Origin of the sequence: Micromonospora sp. L5 (genome assembly GCF_000177655.2) — a bacterium.
GTDB lineage: Bacteria > Actinomycetota > Actinomycetes > Mycobacteriales > Micromonosporaceae > Micromonospora > Micromonospora aurantiaca.
Genome location: NC_014815.1, coordinates 2,671,495 through 2,687,739, shown reverse-complemented (window position 1 = coordinate 2,687,739; position 16,245 = coordinate 2,671,495). Strand labels below are relative to the sequence as shown.

The following is a 16,245-nucleotide window of genomic DNA, read 5'->3' as shown; positions in this document are numbered from 1 at the left end:
TCAGCCCTTCGGACGCTTCAGGTACGCGACGAGCTGCTCCGGGTTCGGGCCGGGGACCACGGAGACCAGTTCCCAGCCGTCCTCGCCCCAGTTGTCGAGGATCTGCTTGGTCGCGTGGACCAGCAGCGGCACCGTGGCGTATTCCCACTTCTGCATCGGAGGAGGGCTCCCTTGCCTGACTTGGACTTCGGTCAGGCACAGCCTACGGTCCGCCGCGGTCACCAGGACGCGGGACGCGGCTCCGGCGCCGGCGGCGGCTCGCCGCACGGGCCCTCGTGCTCGAAGCGCTGCGGGCACCGGCTGCGGTCGGGCAGCAGCAGGTCGCAGAAGACCCGGTGCCTGTTGTTCTGGTCGTCGGCGGTGGAGACGGTGGTCTCGCCCGCGTCCAGCTCCATCAGGAAGCCCAGCGAGGTGGCCACGGTGCCGGCGAGCGCGGTGGCCGCCGCCAGGTCGGGCACCCGGACCTGGAGGTGGATGACGTAGCCGGGCTCGTCCTCGTCCCGCCCCCTCCCGCCGGAACGGGGAAGCGTCCGGACCACGTCGGCCGGAGGGCCGTAGGAGCGCTCGTTGAACGGCGCGCCCGGTCCCTCGGCCTCACCCGGCCGTCCGGCCCGGGCACCGGGGAACTGGCCCCGAGGACTGTTCTCCGCGTCGCGCATCCTTCGCCTCCGGGCGTCGTACCTGTTCACCAACACCGCAATCCGGCTCGGAGCCGTCCCCGGCCCGGCTCTCCGCGTCGGGGACGAACGTAGATCCTGCGACAAGTCCCGGCAACGGGACGCGCACGCCTCGTCACGTCCAGTCACATTTGCGACACAAGGCTGGTCGGGATCGCGGTAGCCGTCTCCGTCCGGCGGGGCGCGTACGCGGGGCTGGCAAGCGCCCCGCCGACCGATACCCTTCCGGACTGGACGCGCGCCGACGCGCGCCCGCACACCTCGACCCGTGCCCGTCGCCTGGGGCGGCGACGGGAGCCGCAACCCGGGGGAGACAGATGACCCAACCGCCCGTCGGTGGCGACACCGGCACGCCCGGCGACCCGAATCCGCAACCGCCGCCCACCGGCGGCGCGCCGCCGGGATCCGCACCCCCGGCCGGCCCGCCGGCGTACCCGTCCGAACCCCAGCCGCGCAAGCGACCGGCGGTGCTGATCGTCTCGCTGGTGCTGGCCGCCGCGGTCCTGCTCTGCGGCGGTGGGGGCACTGCCGCATTCCTCGCGCTGCGCAACAGCGAGGACGGCCAGGGCGCGAAGGAGCCGCAGGTCGCGGTGGACGGCTTCCTCAAGGCCGTCTACCAGGAGCGCGACGCCGAGAAGGCTGCGACGTTCGTCTGCTCCGCGGCCCGCGACGACGAGAAGATCACCACCAAGGTCGCCGAGGTCCAGAAGTACGTCGCGCAGTACCAGAACCCCCGGTTCCGCTGGCCCACCCCGACCGTCGACAACCAGACCGGGGACCGGGCCACCGTCTCCGCCCGGGTGACCATGACCACCGCCGACGAGAAGGTCGCCGAGCAGGCGCTGCGTTTCACAGTGGTGCGGAAGACGGGTTGGTGGGTCTGCGAGGTCGGCTGATCCCACCGGCCGGACAGAGCTGGTCCCAACGGCTGGTTAGGCTCGACGGGTGGCAGCGAGTGAGCAGCCGGCCGAGTCCGCCGGCAGATGGCCGGCCCGCCTGCACGTGGTGACCGGCAAGGGCGGCACAGGAAAGACGAGCGTGGCCGCCGCGCTGGCCCTCGGCCTGGCCGCCGGGGGCCGGCGCACCCTGCTGGTCGAGGTGGAGGGCCGGCAGGGCATCGCCCAGCTCTTCGGCACCGACCCGCTGCCGTACGAGGAACGGCACCTCGCCGACGCGCCCGGCGGCGGTGAGGTGCGGGCGCTGGCGGTGGACGCCGAGGAGGCGCTCCTCGAATACCTGGACATGTTCTACAAGCTCGGCGCCGCCGGCCGGGCGCTGCGCAAGCTCGGCGCGATCGACTTCGCCACCACGATCGCGCCGGGCCTGCGCGACGTGCTGCTCACCGGCAAGGTCAAGGAGGCGACCACCCGGACCAGCGGGTCGCGCCGGACGTACGACGCGGTGGTGCTGGACGCGCCCCCGACCGGGCGGATCGGCCGCTTCCTGAACGTGACGGCGGAGACCGCCCGGCTGGCGAAGGTCGGCCCGATCAAGACCCAGAGCGAGGGCGTCTCCGCGCTGCTCCGGTCGCCGATGACCGCTGTGCACGTGGTCACGCTGCTGGAGGAGATGCCGGTCCAGGAGACGCTCGACGCGGTCGCGGAGCTGACCCAGCTCGGTTTCCCGGTCGGCCGCGTGATCGTCAACGGCGTCCGCCCGCCGGTGCCGGCCGGTCGGGCGGTGACAGCGGCCGAGCTGAAGCGCGGGCTGGCCGCCGCCGGCCTGCCGACCGACGGCCCGACCGTGGCCGGGCTCGTCGAGGAAGCCCGTGACCAGCAGGTACGCCGTGATCTGGAGGACTCCCTCCGGGGTGACCTGGTGGATCTCGGCCTGCCCCTGGTCGAGTTGCCGCTGCTGCCCGAGGGGGTCGACCGGGCCGGGCTGGAGACGCTCGCCGAGGCCCTCGTCCGGGCGGATTGACTCACACCTGCGGCCGGCACGGAGCAGAGTGCCCCTCGGGACCGATACGCTCGATTGGTGCCTTCCGAAGACGCGGCGCCTCCGCTTGACGTCGACCAGATCCTCGCCGACGACGGCGTACGGATCGTGGTCTGCTGCGGGGCGGGCGGCGTGGGCAAGACGACCACGGCGGCGGCGCTGGCGCTGCGCGCGGCCGAGCGGCACGGCCGGCGGACGGTGGTGCTCACCATCGACCCGGCGCGCCGGCTGGCCCAGTCGCTCGGCCTGACCGAACTGGACAACACACCCCGGCAGGTCAAGGGCATCGACGTCGAGGCCGGCGGCGGTGAACTGCACGCCATGATGCTCGACATGAAGCGCACGTTCGACGACGTGGTGCTCCAGCACACCGACCCGGCGAAGGCGGCGGAGATCTTCGCCAACCCCTTCTACCAGGCCATGAGTTCCACCTTCGCCGGCACGCAGGAATACATGGCGATGGAGAAGCTGGGCCAGTTGCACGCCCGGGGCGAGTGGGACCTGATCGTGGTGGACACGCCGCCGTCGCGCTCCGCGCTCGACTTCCTGGACGCGCCGGCCCGGCTGTCCCGGTTCCTCGACGGCCGGATGCTGCGGCTGCTGCTGGCCCCGGCGCGCAGCGGCGGGCGGAGCATGTTCAGCCTGGTCACGGCGAGCTTCGGGATGTTCTCCAAGGTGGTGCAGAAGGTGATCGGCGCCCAGCTGCTCACCGACCTGTCCGGCTTCGTGGCCGCCCTCGACTCGATGTTCGGCGGGTTCCGGCAGCGCGCCGAACAGACGTACCGGATCCTCCAGGCCCGGGAGACGGCGTTCCTGCTGGTCGCGGCGCCGGAGCCGGACGCGGTCCGGGAGGCCGCCTACTTCGCCGGTCGCCTGCGGGAGGAGCGGATGCCGCTGGCCGGGCTGGTGCTCAACCGGGTGCACCGGCCGGCGGCGGACCTGTCCGCCGCGGAGAGCCTGGCCGCCGCGGAGCGGCTGGCCGGCGTGGGTGGGCACGAGGGCACCGTCGAGGTGTTGCGCGCGCACGCCGCGCTGGCCCAGCAGGCGGTACGCGAGGAGCAGGTGGCGGCCCGGTTCACCGAGGCGTTCCCGGCGGTGCCGGCGGTGTCGGTGACGGCGCAGCCCGCCGACGTGCACGACGTCGACGGGCTGCGGACGATCGGCGAGGCGATCAGCCGGAGCTGACCGGTCCGGTCAGTTGGCCGTGGTGACCAGGATCTTGTCCTTGCCGGCCTTCTCCTTGGCGTTCTTCTTCATGGCCGCCTCGAACATCTTGCGCCAGCTGGTGACCTGCGGGTGGCGGCGCAGCAACGCCCGGCGTTCGCGCTCGGTCATGCCACCCCACACCCCGAACTCGATCCGGTTGTCGAGCGCGTCGGCCAGGCACTCGTACCGAACTGGGCAGCTCCGGCAGATCCTCTTCGCCACGTTCTGTTCGGCGCCCTGTACGAACAACGCGTCCGGGTCTCCGTTCTGACACGCCGCCAGTGACGGCCAGTCAGTGATCATGCCCATCTGTACACGTCCCCCCTTGCAGTACCTACCGACTTCGCGCGAGCAGCCCTCGTACTTCCCCCCGGTCGTTCGCGCCGGCCTCCCCAGGGCGGCACAAACGACTCATGGCTGCGGTCGCCGCCACCATCATGCTGTGTAGTCGCCCGATTACGCAACGTTGTCGGCGAAATCCATCATTCCGGACACTCCCGGCTTCCCGGGCTTTCGCCCCGCGACTACCCCGCCCGAGTACGTGAAAACGCTGCGCCACTGCCGGACTTCGGCAGAGACTTCCGCCGGATCTCACGCAACCCCGGACCAGGGCTCGTGCGTTTAGCACAACGAGGCCGGCGCATGCAGGAAATGGGGAAACTTCCCCACGCGCCCGCCGATTCCTACTCGCGTACCCTGTCGAGGTGACCTGGATGCGGAAACGTGACCACAACGTGCTGACCAACGCCGCATCGCTGCTGATCTGCGGCCTCTTGGCCGGAGTGGTGGTCGCCGCGGCGGCCTTCCCCGTGGCAGCGATGTCCGGACTGGCCGCCAAGGCCGGAGCGGAGACGTTCGAGGCGCTGCCCAAGGAGCTGACAGTCGCCCGGGCACCCCAGATCACCAAGCTGCTCGCGGCCGACGGCAAGACCGTGCTGGCCACGATGTACGACGAGAACCGCAAGGACGTCCAGCTCAAGGACATCTCGCCGTACATGCAGAAGGCCATCATCGCGGCCGAGGACCACGACTTCTACAAGCACAACGGCGTGGACATCAACGGTGTGGCGCGGGCCTTCGTCAACAACCAGGCCGCCGGCTCCTCCCGGCAGGGCGCGTCGACGCTCACCATGCAGTACGTCCGGCTGGCCATCTCCTACTCGGCCACCCACCCGGCCGACGTCGTGGCCGCGACCGAGGACACCAGCGGTCGCAAGCTGCGCGAGATGAGCCTGGCGCTCCAGGTCGACAAGGAACTCTCCAAGGACGAGATCCTCCGGCGCTACCTGAACATCGCCGCGTTCGGCAACGGCGCGTACGGCATCTGGGCGGCCAGCCAGGTCTACTTCAACAAGCCGCCGAGCAAGCTCGACATCCAGGAGTCGGCGATGCTCGCCGGCATGGTGAAGGCCCCCACCTCGTTCGACCCGACCACCAAGTCGGGCTACCCCGAGGCGGTCGGCCGGCGCGACTACGTCATCCAGAACATGGTGCAGATCGGCGCGATCAACCAGCAGGAGGCGGACGCCGCCAAGAAGATCAAGCTCGAGGTCAGGGGCAAGCGCACCCCGAACGGCTGCACCCAGACCACCACCCGCTCCTGGGGCTTCTTCTGCGACTACCTCTACCGCTGGTGGCTCCAGCAGGAGACGTTCGGCGCCACCTCGTACGACCGGGAGCGGCGGCTCAAGAGCGGCGGCTACACGATCATCTCCACGCTGGACGTCCAGGCGCAGAAGGGCGCCGACAAGGCCGTCCGCAACAAGCTCGGCGAGAGCAGCAAGGCGGCCCGGATGGTGGCCGCTGTCGAACCGGGCACCGGCCGGGTCCGTGCCGTGGCGGTGAACCGGAACTTCAAGCTCGACGACCCGGCCGACCCGCAGAACAAGATTTCCAGCGACCCGAAGAAGGCCAAGAAGAAGATCCGGGGCAACTACCCCAACACGGTGAACCCGCTGGTCACCGGTGGTCCCGGCATCGCCGGCTACCAGGCCGGCTCGACCTTCAAGATCTTCACGCTGGTGGCCGCGCTGGAGAAGGGCTACCCGCTCAGCTACCCCATCAACGCGCAGCCGGTGTTCAAGTCGGACTACCCGGTCGAGTTCAACTCCCCCGCCGCCTGCCCGGGCACCAGCAAGTACTGCCCGAAGAACGCCAACCCCGCGATGGCCGGCATGCACAACATGTGGAGCGGCTTCGGCTTCTCGGTGAACACGTTCTTCATCGACCTGCAGCAGCGGGTCGGCGCGGAGAACGTGGTGAAGGCCGCGCAGAAGCTCGGCATCACGTTCCGCTCGTCGAGCGACGCGCAGCTCGCCGCCAACCCGCACCAGTGGGGCGCGTTCAGCCTCGGCGTCTCCCAGACGACGCCGCTGGAGCTGGCGAACGCGTACGCCACGCTCGCCGCCGACGGCAAGTACTGCGAGCCGATCCCGGTGCAGGAGATCCGCGGTCCGGACGGTGAGAAGCTGGACGTCGCCAACCCCCGCTGCGAGCAGCGGGTCAGCACCGAGGTGGCCCGCGCCGCCGTCGACGCCGCGCGCTGCCCGGTCGGTGACCGCTCCTCCACCACCAAGTGCGGCCCCGCCACCGCCGGCAACGTCCGCAACATCGTCAACGCGCCCGTGGCCGGCAAGTCCGGCACCACCGACTCCGACCGCACCTCGGCCCTGGTCGCGATGACCAAGCAGTATGCGGTGGCCGGCATCATGGCCGACCCGGACTGGCCGCAGACCAACCAGAAGATGGGCCACGACGAGACGCCCCAGGGTATCAACCCGGCGGTCTACCAGACGCTGCGTGACGCCATGAAGGGCAAGGAGCGGAAGAACTTCACCCCGCCCAGCGGCAAGATCGTCCTGGGCGACCAGCGCTCCATCCCGGGCGTGAAGTGCGAGTCGATCGAGACCGCGAAGTCCCGGCTGAAGGGTGCCGGCTTCGAGCCGGTGGTCTCCAGCAACAAGGTGCCGTCGGAGTGCCCGGCCGGCACCGCGGCCGGCACCAGCCCCGACGGGCGCACCATCAAGGGCGGCGTGGTGATGATCGAGGTCAGCTCCGGCCAGGGCGGCACCCCGGAGCAGGGCGGCACCGCGACACCGGACCGGCCGGGTGGCCCGGGCGGACCGGGTAACGGCAGACCGGGACGACCCGGGAACTGATCCCGGACAGCAGACAGCGACGGCCACCTCCTCCGGGAGGTGGCCGTCGTCGTTTCCGCGCTACGGAAGCGCCGGGTCAGAGACCGAGCTGGCGGCGTACCTCGGCGGCCACCCGACCACCCTCGGCCCGGCCGGCCACCGCGGCCTGGGCCGCCTTCATGGCCGGGCCCATCTGCGCCTTACCGGTGAAGCCGCCCGCGGCGAGCGCCCCCGAGACCAGCTCGGCCAGCTCCTCGTCGGAGAGCTGCTTGGGCAGGTAGCGCTCCAGCACCTCGCCCTCGGCGGTCTCCTTGCCGGCCTGCTCGTCGCGCCCCGCGTCGGCGAACGCCACCGCCGCCTCGCGGCGCTTCTTCGCCTCCTTGGTCAGCACGGCGAGCACCTCGTCGTCGCTGAGCTCGCGCTTTTCCCGGCCGGCGACCTCGGCGTTGCCCACGGCGGCCAGGGCCATCCGCAGCGTGGAGGTGGTCAGCTCGTCGCGCGCCTTGAGAGCGGCGCGCATGTCGGCGGTGAGACGGTCCTTCAGCGTGCTCATGGACGGTGAAACTACCCTGAACGCCATGCGAAAGCGCACACTATTCCGGCTCGCGGCCGGAACCGTCGCCGCCGGCGCGGCCACCCTGGCGTACGCGTCGCTCGTCGAGCGCAACATGTTCACCCTCCGCCGGTACGACGTGCCGGTGCTCCCGACCGACGCCGAACCGCTGCGGGTGCTGCACCTCTCCGACCTGCACATGATGCCCGGCCAGCGACGCAAGCAGGACTGGGTGGCCTCCCTGGCCGCACTCGACCCGGACCTGGTCGTGGTCACCGGCGACAACATGGCGCACCCCGAGTCGGTGCCGGGCGTGCTGCGCGCCCTGCAACCGCTGCTCGACCTGCCCGGCGCGTTCGTCTTCGGCTCCAACGACTACACCGGGCCGGTCCTGAAGAACCCCTTCACCTACTTCCTGCCCGACCGGGAGTACACCGAGGGTGTGCCGCTGCCGTACGAGGAACTGCGCGACATCCTCACCGGCGCCGGCTGGGCCGACCTGAACAACGCCCGCACCACGCTCAAGGCCGGCGGGCGGGAGATCGAGCTGGCAGGCGTCGACGACCCCCACATCGAACGGGACGACTACGACGCCGTGGCCGGCCCGGTCAGCCGCGACGCGGCGCTGTCCATCGCGCTGTCGCACTCCCCGGAGCCGGTCCTGCTGGACCGGATGGCGGCCGACGGCTTCGGCCTGCTGCTGGCCGGGCACACCCACGGCGGCCAGGTCTGCGTGCCCGGGTACGGCGCGCTGGTGACCAACTGCGGACTGCCCCGCTCGATGGCGCGCGGGCTGCACCGCTGGCCCGGCTCCGGCTCCTGGCTGCACGTCTCCGCCGGCCTCGGCACCCACCCCACCGCCCCGATCCGCTTCGCCTGCCCACCCGAGGCCAGCATCCTCACCCTGATCTCCCGCTGACCCCCGCTGATCCCGGCAGATCTTGGTACGCGGCCGCCCCTCGGAGGGCTGATCCGTACCAAGATCTGCCGGGGGCGGAGGGCGGGGGGTACCGAGTTTGACCGTGGGGGCGGGTGGGCTACTATTTGTCGGCACGCCTCGGGGTGTGGCGCAGCTTGGTAGCGCGCTTCGTTCGGGACGAAGAGGTCGTCGGTTCGAATCCGGCCACCCCGACCAGAGGTAAGAGGGCACATCCGATCTCGGATGTGCCCTCTGCGTTTCCCCGGCCCCGCTCACCGTCGCAGTAGGATCCCGCCATGCCACGGCCGGTCGTCTTCGACCTCTTCCACACCCTGGTCCACGGCGCCGACGACGAGCGGGACCGCGTGGTGGGCGAGATGGCGCTCATGGTCGGGGTCGATCCGGCGGCGCTCGTCGACGCGTACCACGCGACCTGGCGGGACCGGCTCGTCCGGTGGAACGCGGAGGAGACCGTCCGCATCCTCGCCGGGCGCCTCGGCGGCTCGCCGACCGATGAGCAGGTGACCCGCGCCGCCGCGCACCGGCTGACCCTCGCCCACCGGGTGCTGGGTCGCGTCTCGCCCGCCACGCTGGACGTGCTCGACGCGCTGCGGGAGCGCGGGCACCGGCTGGCCCTGATCAGCAACGCCACCTCCGAGACGGCCGAGGCGTGGGCGGCCGTCCCGCTCGCGCGGCGCTTCGACGTCACGGTGTTCTCCTGCGAGGTCGGGCTGGCCAAGCCGGACCCGGCGATCTACCGTGCGGCCGCGCAGCGGCTGGGCGTCACGCCGGCCGACTGCGTATACGTGGGCGACGGCGCGGACGGCGAGCTGGCCGGCGCGGCGGCGGCCGGCATGACGGTGCTCCGGACCACGGAACACCAGGACACCGACCCGGGCTGGATCGGACCGGTGATCGCGAACCTCGGTGACCTGCCCGCCCACGTGGAGCAACCGGCCTCGGCCGATTAGATCGACGGAACTGCCCGAAGCCACCCCGCCACGCGCGGTTGCCCCTGCCTCCTGGCAAAGTGTGCGCATGTCGCCGATGATCCGATCCCGCCTGACCGATTGGACCACCGTCGCGCCCCTGGTCGCCGTGCTCGTGCTCGTGATGACCTGGGGACGGGAGCTGCCCGGCCCGCTCATCTTCGTGGTGGCGGCCCTGCTCGCCGCGGCCGTACTGGCGGCGGTGCACCACGCCGAGGTGGTCGCGCACAAGGTCGGTGAACCGTTCGGGTCACTCGTGCTCGCGGTGGCGGTCACCGTGATCGAAGTCGGTCTGATCGTCACGCTGATGATCAGCGGCGGGGACAAGACGCAGGCGCTGGCGCGGGACACCGTCTTCGCCGCCATCATGATCACCTGCAACGGCATCCTCGGCCTGTCGCTGCTGCTCGGCGCGCTGCGGCGGCAGGTCGCGGTGTTCAATCCGGAGGGCACCGGCGGGGCGCTCGCCACTGTGGCCACGCTCGCCACGCTCAGCCTGGTGGTGCCGACGTTCACCACGAGCCGGCCGGGACCGGAGTTCTCCCCGGCGCAGCTCGCCTTCGCAGCGGTCGCCTCGCTGGCGCTCTACCTGCTGTTCGTCATGGTGCAGACCGGCCGGCACCGCGACTACTTCCTCCCGGTCACGCAGGAGGGCAGCATCCTCGCCGAGGACAAGAACGGTGACGGGCACGCCGAGCCGCCGTCCACGCGTACCGCGCTGGCCAGCCTGGCCCTGCTGGTGGTGGCGCTCGTCGCGGTGGTGGGCGACGCGAAGACGATCTCCCCGGCGATCGAGACGGCGGTCGGCGCGGCCAACCTGCCGCAGGCGTTCGTCGGCGTGGTCATCGCGCTGCTGGTGCTGCTGCCGGAGACGCTCGCCGCCGCCCGGGCAGCCCGGCGGGACCGCGTGCAGATCAGCCTCAATCTCGCGCTCGGCTCGGCCATGGCCAGCATCGGCCTGACCATCCCGGCCATCGCGATCGCCTCGATCTGGCTGGACGGGCCGCTGGTGCTGGGCCTGGGCGGCACCCAGATGACGCTGCTGGCGCTGACCGCTGTGGCAGCGGTACTCACCGTGGTGCCGGGGCGGGCGACTGTGCTCCAGGGCGGGGTGCACCTGGTGCTGCTCGCCGCGTTCGTCTTCCTGGCCGCCAGCCCGTAAGCCGCCGCGCCGGCCGTGGCCCGCCGCCAGGACGTGGGCCGCGGGCCGCGGGCCAGAAGGCAGGCAGACCGTCAGTCGTGCATCTCCGTGCGCGCCACCTCGGCGAACGCGGCGGTCAGGTACTCGGCGAACGGGCGCCCGGTGACCGCCAGCAGGTCGGCCACCAGCAGCGGCGCGTGCCGGGCGATCGCCGCCGGGGCGGGCGGGTTCTCGTCGTCGCCCGGGTCGTAGACGCCGAGCGCGCCGGCCAGCAGCACCAGCAGCACGTGCGGGTCGACGTCGGGCCACCAGGACGCCGCCGAACGGACGCACTGTTCGAGCACCTGGCGTACGTCGTCGCCGTCCAGCCCGTCCGGGTGGCCCTCCTCCAGCAGCAGCCGGACCACGCCGCCGAGCACCAGCCCGGCCCGGTCGGCGGCGGCCAGCCGCTCGACGGCCGGGGCGTACGCCTCGGCGTCGCGGGCCTGCGCGGCGCTCACCGCGTCGGTGGCCGTCTCGGCGATCTCGCGGGCCGGTGCGGGCAGGTGCCGCCAGGTCGTGGTCACCGGGTCAGCATGGCAGAGCACGTGTGATCGCTCACCTTCCGGCCCGGCGACCACCTGTGTAAGGGGTAAACGGGTCGCGGTAGTCGTACCCGCCGAACAGAATCCCTGCCATGCTGCGCCGCGCCCTGCCCGCCCGTCCCGAAGCCCGCCGGATCCTGCTCGGCACCTTGTTCTCCGCTGTCGGGCGCGGCCTCACCCTGCCGTTCCTGTTCATCTACCTCACCGACGTACGCGGCCTGACCGACACCCGGGCCGGGCTGGTGATCGGCTGGTTCGGCGCTGTCACGCTCGCTCTGTCGCCGCTGGCCGGCACGTTCATCGACCGGTTCGGCGCGCGCCGGGTGGTGTTGCCCTGCCTGGTGATCGAGGCGGTCGGGACCGGCTCGCTGGCGCTGGTCGACTCGACCGCCTCGGCGTTCGGCGTGATGACGGTCGTCGCGGTGGGCAGTTCGGCGATCTGGGCCGGGCAGAACACGATCCTCGCCTCGCTGACCGGTGACGGCGAGCGGCAGCGCGTCTTCGGGCTCAACTTCGCGCTGCTCAACCTGGGCATCGGCACAGGCGGTCTGATCTCCGGCGCGGTGGTCGACGTGGCCCGTCCGATCACCTTCGAGGTGATCTACCTGCTGGACGCGGTGAGCTACCTGACTCCGGCCCTGATCCTGCTCACGCTGCCGAACGTGGGGCACCGGCCGATCCTGGCCACGGGCGCGAAGGCCGACGACCGGAGGAGTGGCGGCTACCTCACGGTGCTGCGGGACCGGCCGTTCCGCCGCCTGGTCGTCTTCGGCCTGGTACTCACCACCTGCGGGTACGCGCAGATCGAGGTGGGCTTCGCGGCGTACTCGGTCCGGGTGGTCGAGGTGACGCCCCGGGTGGTGGCGTGGGCGCTCGCCGCGAACACCGTGATGATCGTGCTCTCGCAGCTACTGGTGATCCGGCGGTTGGAGGGGCGCAGCCGTACCCGGGCACTCGCCACCGTCGGCGCGGTCTTCGCCGGCGCGTGGCTGGTGCTCGGCGCGGCGGGTGTGGTGGGCAGCGGCAACGCGGTGCTCGCGGCGCTCGGCGTGGTGGCCTGTTCGGCGATCTTCGGGTTCGGCGAGACGATGCTGTCGCCGGTCATGCCCGCGCTCACAAACGCGCTGGCCACCGACGAGCTGCGCGGCCGGTACAACGCGATGAGCTCGATGATCTTCGGGATCAGCGGCGTGGTCGGTCCGGTCACCGCCGGGCCGCTGATCGGCGCGGCGCACGGCCGGGTGTGGGTGGCGGTCGTGGTGGGCGGCTGCCTGGCCGCCTCGGTGCTCGCGCTGTCGCTGCGTCCGCTGCTCACCGCCACGCAGGACGGCCGCCTGGCCCCCGCCCCGGCCAAGCAGCCGGCCGGCGTGGCCTGACACGCGAACGGGCCCCGGAGCTGAACGCTCCGGGGCCCGTCGGCGGTGCGGTCGGCCGTCAGCCGGCGGCGACCTCGGTGGTCGTGCGGATCCGGTCCAGCGCCGGCGGGGAGACCGGCGACTTCTCGGTCAGGTACGCGGTGAAGGCGTCCAGGTCGATCTGGCCGGTCACCGCGTTGGTGCCACCGGTCAGGACGCTGAAGCCGTCGCCGCCACCGGCGAGGAAGTTGTTCACGGTGACCCGGTAGGTGGCGGTGTCCGTCACCGGGGTGCCGTTGATGGTGAGGCTGCCCCGGACCACCCGGGTGCCGGCGCACGGCGTGCCGGCCGGCGCGGTGGTGCCGTTGACGTCCACGACGTAGTTGACGGTCGAGGACGCGTAGAGCACGCGCGCGACGGTGAACTGCTGCTCCAGCATGCAGTAGAGCTGCGCGCCGGTCAGGTCCAGCGTCACCAGGTTGTTGGCGAACGGCTGCACGGTGAACGCCTCGGCGTAGGTGACCGGGCCGGCGTCGAGGTCGGCGCGGACGCCACCGGGGTTCATGAACGCGGCGACCGCGTTCTGCTCGGTGTCGGTGGCGGCGAGCTGCGCGTCGGCGATCAGGTTGCCGAGCGGCGACTCACCGGTCTGGTACGTCGGCTTGCCGTTGACGTCGACCCCGGTCTGGTACAGGTTCTCCTGGGTCTTGGTGATCGCGGCGGTGGTCTCGCCCACCACCCGGTCGGCCACCGGGCCGAGCGCGGTCTTGTACCGGTTGATCAGCTCGGTCGAGGCCGGGTCCTTCTCGACGTCCCGGGTGACCACCACGTTGTTCGCGGACGCGGTGACCACGTCGCGGGTACGCGGGTCGATCTTCAGGTCGATCTGGGTGACCAGGCGACCGAACGAGCTGGCGCTGGTGACCAGCTTGCCGTTGATGTTGCAGTTGTACGCGGCGTGGGTGTGCCCGCTGACGATCACGTCGATGGACGGGTCCATCCGGTTGGCGATGTCGACGATCGGGCCGCTGAACCCGGTGCAGTCGTTGATGCCGCCGCCGTTCTGCACGCCGCCCTCGTGCAGCAGCACGACGATGCTCTTGACCCCGAGCAGGCGCAGGATCTTGGCGTACTTGTTGGCGGTGTCGGCCTCGTCGGTGAACCGCAGGCCGGCGACGCCCTGCTGGCTGACGATGTTCGGGGTGCCCTCCAGGGTCATCCCGATGAAGCCGATCGGGACACCCTTGACGATCTTGATGCCGAACGGCTGCATCAGCGGCAGGCCGGTGGAGGTCTTGAAGGCGTTCGCCGAGAGGTACTTGAACTTGGCGCCACCGAACGGGGTGCCGTCGGCGCAGCCGTCCACCGGGTGGCAGCCGCCGCGCTGCATGCGCAGCAGCTCGGCCGCGCCCTCGTCGAACTCGTGGTTGCCGACGCTTGCGAACTCCAGCCCGGCGAGGTTCATCTCCTCGATGGTGGGCTCGTCGTGGAACGCGGCGGAGAGCAGCGGCGAGGCGCCGATCAGGTCACCCGCGGCGACCGTGACAGTGCCCTTGCCCTGCTGCTTGGCGGCGGCGCGCATCGACTTCAGGTGGCTGGCCAGGTATTCCGCGCCACCGGCCGGCTGGCCCTCGATGGTGCCGCTGGAGCCGGTCGGCGGCTCCAGGTTTCCGTGGAAGTCGTTGATCGCGAGCAACTGGACGTCGACCGGCTTCGGGCGGGCCTCGGCCTGGTCGGGGGTGACGGCGACCGCTGTGAACGCGGTCGCGGCGAGTGCGGCCAGGCCGACGGCGGCCCGGCGTCGCATCCCGGTGACGGACATGGAACTCCTCGTGAGATGCCGGTATGTGGCGTCCGGGCGATGGTTCGCCCGGCGACCCTGATCCGTGCCGTGACAGGTGTCGATCGCGGAGGGCGGTACTCGGGGGAACGCCGCCCCGCCGGGGTAGCTTCTCATCCACCGGCCGCCAGGTCGAACGGGGCGGCATCAGGAATCGTCGTTGTCCTGAGCGGCCCGTACCGGTCTGCCGGACGAGTCGGACATGACGGTCAGGTGAAATTCCGCGCGGCGCACGCTGTCGATGCCTGCCGCTGTCGAAGGCGTCGGCTCCCAGGGACAGGGAGCCGACGCCGACGCTCATGTCACGCGGAAATCCTTGCGCTGGCAACCGTCCTTGCCGGAATCACCTCCTGCCGGACACCCATCGCGGACCGAACGGTCGTTCATGTCCGACGGCCCGGCATATCGAACGAACTGTCCGAACTCGACTCACTGCCGGGCGTGCCGGTCCGAGGTCCGCTGTGGGCGGTGCCGACGAGCCTGCGCAACGCCGGACGCGTCCACCGCCCGGCGACCCCCGGCCGGCCCGCCAGATAGCCGACCGTCCGCGCGGCGTCCCAGCCGTGCGCCTCGCGCAGCCCGCGCGCCAGCATCCCGAGATAGACCGGGGCGGGCCGGGTCCACTGCACCTCCACCGCCCGATGCGGCGCGGTGAACGTGAGCATCGGCAGATCCTCGTGGACGCCGACGCGCAGCAGCGTCTCGTAGCGGCCCGGCCCGAGCGTCGCCCGCCCGGTCTCGACCGCCGCAAGGATCCCGGCCAGGTCGGCGCCGGGCGGCCGGTACATCTCCTGCGCGGCGATGTCAGCGAACTGCTCGACGGTCACCAGATAGCCGCGCGCTGCTGCCCGGCCGGGCAGCAGCGGGTCGTAGAACGCCATGCCGCCGGTCCAGGCCCGCGACTCACCGGCGAAGTAGACGCCGCCGGGGATCAGCACCGGCACCGTCCGGCGCGGTGGCCGGCGGTCCCGGCAGCCGGGGTACGTGCGCAGCCCGCCCGGTGGACACCCACCACGCAGGTACCAGCCGAGCCGGGCGGCGTGCAGGTTCGAGCCGTACGCGACGTACCAGAGCATCGGCGGCGCGGCTCAGAACCAGCAGGTGCGCCCGGCGGCGTGGCTGACCTGGACGGTGTGCGTCACGCAGCCGCCGTCGGCGATGCGGTGCAGCAGGAAGGCGGTCGGCTCGGCGACGAACCCCGGCTCCTCGTCGTCGGTCATGCTGAGGCTCACCTGGATCCAGGTGCTCGGCGCGGTGGTCAGCACCGTACCGGCGAACGCGCTCGTCACCTGGCGTTGCAGGTGCCCCGCGGCGACGCGTACGACATGGGGGTGACGGCCGACCACGGCGGCGAGCGCGTCGGCGTCGGCGAGGCCCATCGCGTCCATGCCCGGCACGCCCACGGTGACCGGCGGATGGTGCAGGCACACGACGGCGGGCGCGTCGGTACGCCCGGCGAGCACCCCGTCCAGCCAGGCGAGCTGCTCGTCGCCGAGCCGTCCGCCGGGGCTGCCCGGGGTGAGCGAGTCGAGCACCACGAGCGTCGCGTCCGGCAGGTCGACGTGGTAGTGCGCCGAGAAGCCACCGGCCAGGTACGGGGTGCCGCCGAACGTGTCGAGCAGCGACTCGCGGTCGTCGTGGTTGCCGGTCACCAGGTGCACAGGCAGCGGGAACGCGCCGACGATCTCGCGCAGGGCGAGGTATTCGTCCGGCCGGCCGTTCGCGGTGAGGTCGCCGGTGATCACCACGCAGTCGGGCCGGGGGCGCAGGGCGAGCACCGTGCCGAGCGCCCGGTGCAACCCGGACGCCGGGTCGGCCGCGAGCGGGCCGGTGGTCACGTGCGGGTCGCTGAGCTGGGCGATGAGCATCGGCCGCCTCCTCGGGTGCCCGGGCCCTCACGCTATCG

At 71.8% G+C, this 16,245-nt stretch carries 16 protein-coding genes and 1 tRNA gene; 9 read left to right on the top strand and 8 right to left on the bottom strand.

Translation table 11 applies throughout. The annotated features are described in order from the left end of the window. Positions 1-156, bottom strand: coding sequence for a DUF4177 domain-containing protein (locus tag ML5_RS31815; protein WP_013289021.1), 156 nt, complete (start codon positions 154-156; stop codon positions 1-3). 62 nt (positions 157-218) lie between these two features. Beyond that, positions 219-659: a hypothetical protein gene (locus tag ML5_RS12850; RefSeq protein ID WP_013474973.1), complete on the bottom strand. Its 441-nt coding sequence runs from the start codon at positions 657-659 to the stop codon at positions 219-221. A 335-nt stretch (positions 660-994) separates the two neighbouring features. On the opposite strand from ML5_RS12850, the gene ML5_RS12845 reads away from it, so the two are divergent. Genes ML5_RS12845 through ML5_RS12835 form a run of 3 tightly spaced genes read left to right on the top strand, consistent with a single transcriptional unit; the run spans position 995 to position 3,800 of the window. Continuing rightward, on the top strand, positions 995-1,573 hold the full coding sequence (locus ML5_RS12845) for a hypothetical protein (protein WP_013474972.1): 579 nt from the start codon (positions 995-997) through the stop codon (positions 1,571-1,573). Between the two features lie 49 nt (positions 1,574-1,622). After that, positions 1,623-2,597: an ArsA-related P-loop ATPase gene (locus ML5_RS12840; RefSeq protein ID WP_013474971.1), complete on the top strand. Its 975-nt coding sequence runs from the start codon at positions 1,623-1,625 to the stop codon at positions 2,595-2,597. A gap of 54 nt (positions 2,598-2,651) precedes the next feature. Beyond that, entirely contained in the window at positions 2,652-3,800 is a 1,149-nt protein-coding gene (locus ML5_RS12835; RefSeq protein WP_176739757.1) for an ArsA-related P-loop ATPase, read from the top strand. A 9-nt stretch (positions 3,801-3,809) separates the two neighbouring features. Here the strand turns inward: ML5_RS12835 and ML5_RS12830 are convergent, their stop codons facing one another. Continuing rightward, positions 3,810-4,130: a WhiB family transcriptional regulator gene (locus ML5_RS12830; protein WP_013289026.1), complete on the bottom strand. Its 321-nt coding sequence runs from the start codon at positions 4,128-4,130 to the stop codon at positions 3,810-3,812. 404 nt (positions 4,131-4,534) lie between these two features. On the opposite strand from ML5_RS12830, the gene ML5_RS12825 reads away from it, so the two are divergent. Continuing rightward, positions 4,535-6,979, top strand: a complete 2,445-nt coding sequence (locus tag ML5_RS12825; protein WP_013474969.1) for a transglycosylase domain-containing protein — start codon at positions 4,535-4,537, stop codon at positions 6,977-6,979. 76 nt (positions 6,980-7,055) lie between these two features. Here ML5_RS12825 and ML5_RS12820 read toward each other — a convergent pair whose 3' ends face one another. Beyond that, positions 7,056-7,511: a GatB/YqeY domain-containing protein gene (locus ML5_RS12820; RefSeq protein ID WP_013474968.1), complete on the bottom strand. Its 456-nt coding sequence runs from the start codon at positions 7,509-7,511 to the stop codon at positions 7,056-7,058. 25 nt (positions 7,512-7,536) lie between these two features. Here ML5_RS12820 and ML5_RS12815 point away from each other — a divergent pair, with 25 nt between their 5' ends. The 4 genes from ML5_RS12815 to ML5_RS12800 all read left to right on the top strand — a co-directional run bounded on the left by ML5_RS12815 (position 7,537) and on the right by ML5_RS12800 (position 10,581). After that, positions 7,537-8,430, top strand: a complete 894-nt coding sequence (locus tag ML5_RS12815) for a metallophosphoesterase (protein WP_013474967.1) — start codon at positions 7,537-7,539, stop codon at positions 8,428-8,430. 139 nt (positions 8,431-8,569) lie between these two features. Continuing rightward, a tRNA-Pro gene (locus ML5_RS12810) sits at positions 8,570-8,646 on the top strand. An 80-nt stretch (positions 8,647-8,726) separates the two neighbouring features. Beyond that, positions 8,727-9,401 (top strand): HAD family hydrolase, encoded by a 675-nt coding sequence (locus ML5_RS12805; RefSeq protein ID WP_013474966.1) that lies wholly within the window; start codon positions 8,727-8,729, stop codon positions 9,399-9,401. A 76-nt stretch (positions 9,402-9,477) separates the two neighbouring features. Next, positions 9,478-10,581 carry a calcium:proton antiporter gene (locus ML5_RS12800; protein WP_013289031.1) on the top strand — a complete coding sequence of 368 codons (1,104 nt, stop codon included), beginning with the start codon at positions 9,478-9,480 and terminating at the stop codon, positions 10,579-10,581. A 71-nt stretch (positions 10,582-10,652) separates the two neighbouring features. Here the strand turns inward: ML5_RS12800 and ML5_RS12795 are convergent, their stop codons facing one another. Then, positions 10,653-11,126, bottom strand: coding sequence for a hypothetical protein (locus ML5_RS12795; RefSeq protein WP_225319843.1), 474 nt, complete (start codon positions 11,124-11,126; stop codon positions 10,653-10,655). Positions 11,127-11,236: 110 nt separating this feature from the next. Here ML5_RS12795 and ML5_RS12790 point away from each other — a divergent pair, with 110 nt between their 5' ends. Next, positions 11,237-12,520, top strand: a complete 1,284-nt coding sequence (locus ML5_RS12790; RefSeq protein WP_013474964.1) for an MFS transporter — start codon at positions 11,237-11,239, stop codon at positions 12,518-12,520. Between the two features lie 58 nt (positions 12,521-12,578). Here ML5_RS12790 and ML5_RS12785 read toward each other — a convergent pair whose 3' ends face one another. From ML5_RS12785 to ML5_RS12775, 3 genes are all read right to left on the bottom strand, one after another. Further along, positions 12,579-14,321 carry a bifunctional UDP-sugar hydrolase/5'-nucleotidase gene (locus ML5_RS12785; protein WP_013289034.1) on the bottom strand — a complete coding sequence of 581 codons (1,743 nt, stop codon included), beginning with the start codon at positions 14,319-14,321 and terminating at the stop codon, positions 12,579-12,581. Positions 14,322-14,722: 401 nt separating this feature from the next. Continuing rightward, positions 14,723-15,415 (bottom strand): hypothetical protein, encoded by a 693-nt coding sequence (locus ML5_RS12780; protein WP_013474963.1) that lies wholly within the window; start codon positions 15,413-15,415, stop codon positions 14,723-14,725. 12 nt (positions 15,416-15,427) lie between these two features. Further along, positions 15,428-16,207 (bottom strand): phosphodiesterase, encoded by a 780-nt coding sequence (locus ML5_RS12775; RefSeq protein WP_013474962.1) that lies wholly within the window; start codon positions 16,205-16,207, stop codon positions 15,428-15,430. Between the last annotated feature and the right edge of the window lie 38 nt (positions 16,208-16,245).

Coding starts and splice junctions, on each gene's coding strand:
- ML5_RS31815 (WP_013289021.1), bottom strand. CDS start 156: ATGCAGAAGTGGGAATACGCCACGGTGCCGCTGCTGGTCCACGCGACC.
- ML5_RS12850 (WP_013474973.1), bottom strand. CDS start 659: ATGCGCGACGCGGAGAACAGTCCTCGGGGCCAGTTCCCCGGTGCCCGG.
- ML5_RS12845 (WP_013474972.1), top strand. CDS start 995: ATGACCCAACCGCCCGTCGGTGGCGACACCGGCACGCCCGGCGACCCG.
- ML5_RS12830 (WP_013289026.1), bottom strand. CDS start 4,130: ATGGGCATGATCACTGACTGGCCGTCACTGGCGGCGTGTCAGAACGGA.
- ML5_RS12825 (WP_013474969.1), top strand. CDS start 4,535: ATGCGGAAACGTGACCACAACGTGCTGACCAACGCCGCATCGCTGCTG.
- ML5_RS12820 (WP_013474968.1), bottom strand. CDS start 7,511: ATGAGCACGCTGAAGGACCGTCTCACCGCCGACATGCGCGCCGCTCTC.
- ML5_RS12815 (WP_013474967.1), top strand. CDS start 7,537: ATGCGAAAGCGCACACTATTCCGGCTCGCGGCCGGAACCGTCGCCGCC.
- ML5_RS12805 (WP_013474966.1), top strand. CDS start 8,727: ATGCCACGGCCGGTCGTCTTCGACCTCTTCCACACCCTGGTCCACGGC.
- ML5_RS12800 (WP_013289031.1), top strand. CDS start 9,478: ATGATCCGATCCCGCCTGACCGATTGGACCACCGTCGCGCCCCTGGTC.
- ML5_RS12790 (WP_013474964.1), top strand. CDS start 11,237: ATGCTGCGCCGCGCCCTGCCCGCCCGTCCCGAAGCCCGCCGGATCCTG.
- ML5_RS12785 (WP_013289034.1), bottom strand. CDS start 14,321: ATGTCCGTCACCGGGATGCGACGCCGGGCCGCCGTCGGCCTGGCCGCA.
- ML5_RS12780 (WP_013474963.1), bottom strand. CDS start 15,415: ATGCTCTGGTACGTCGCGTACGGCTCGAACCTGCACGCCGCCCGGCTC.
- ML5_RS12775 (WP_013474962.1), bottom strand. CDS start 16,207: ATGCTCATCGCCCAGCTCAGCGACCCGCACGTGACCACCGGCCCGCTC.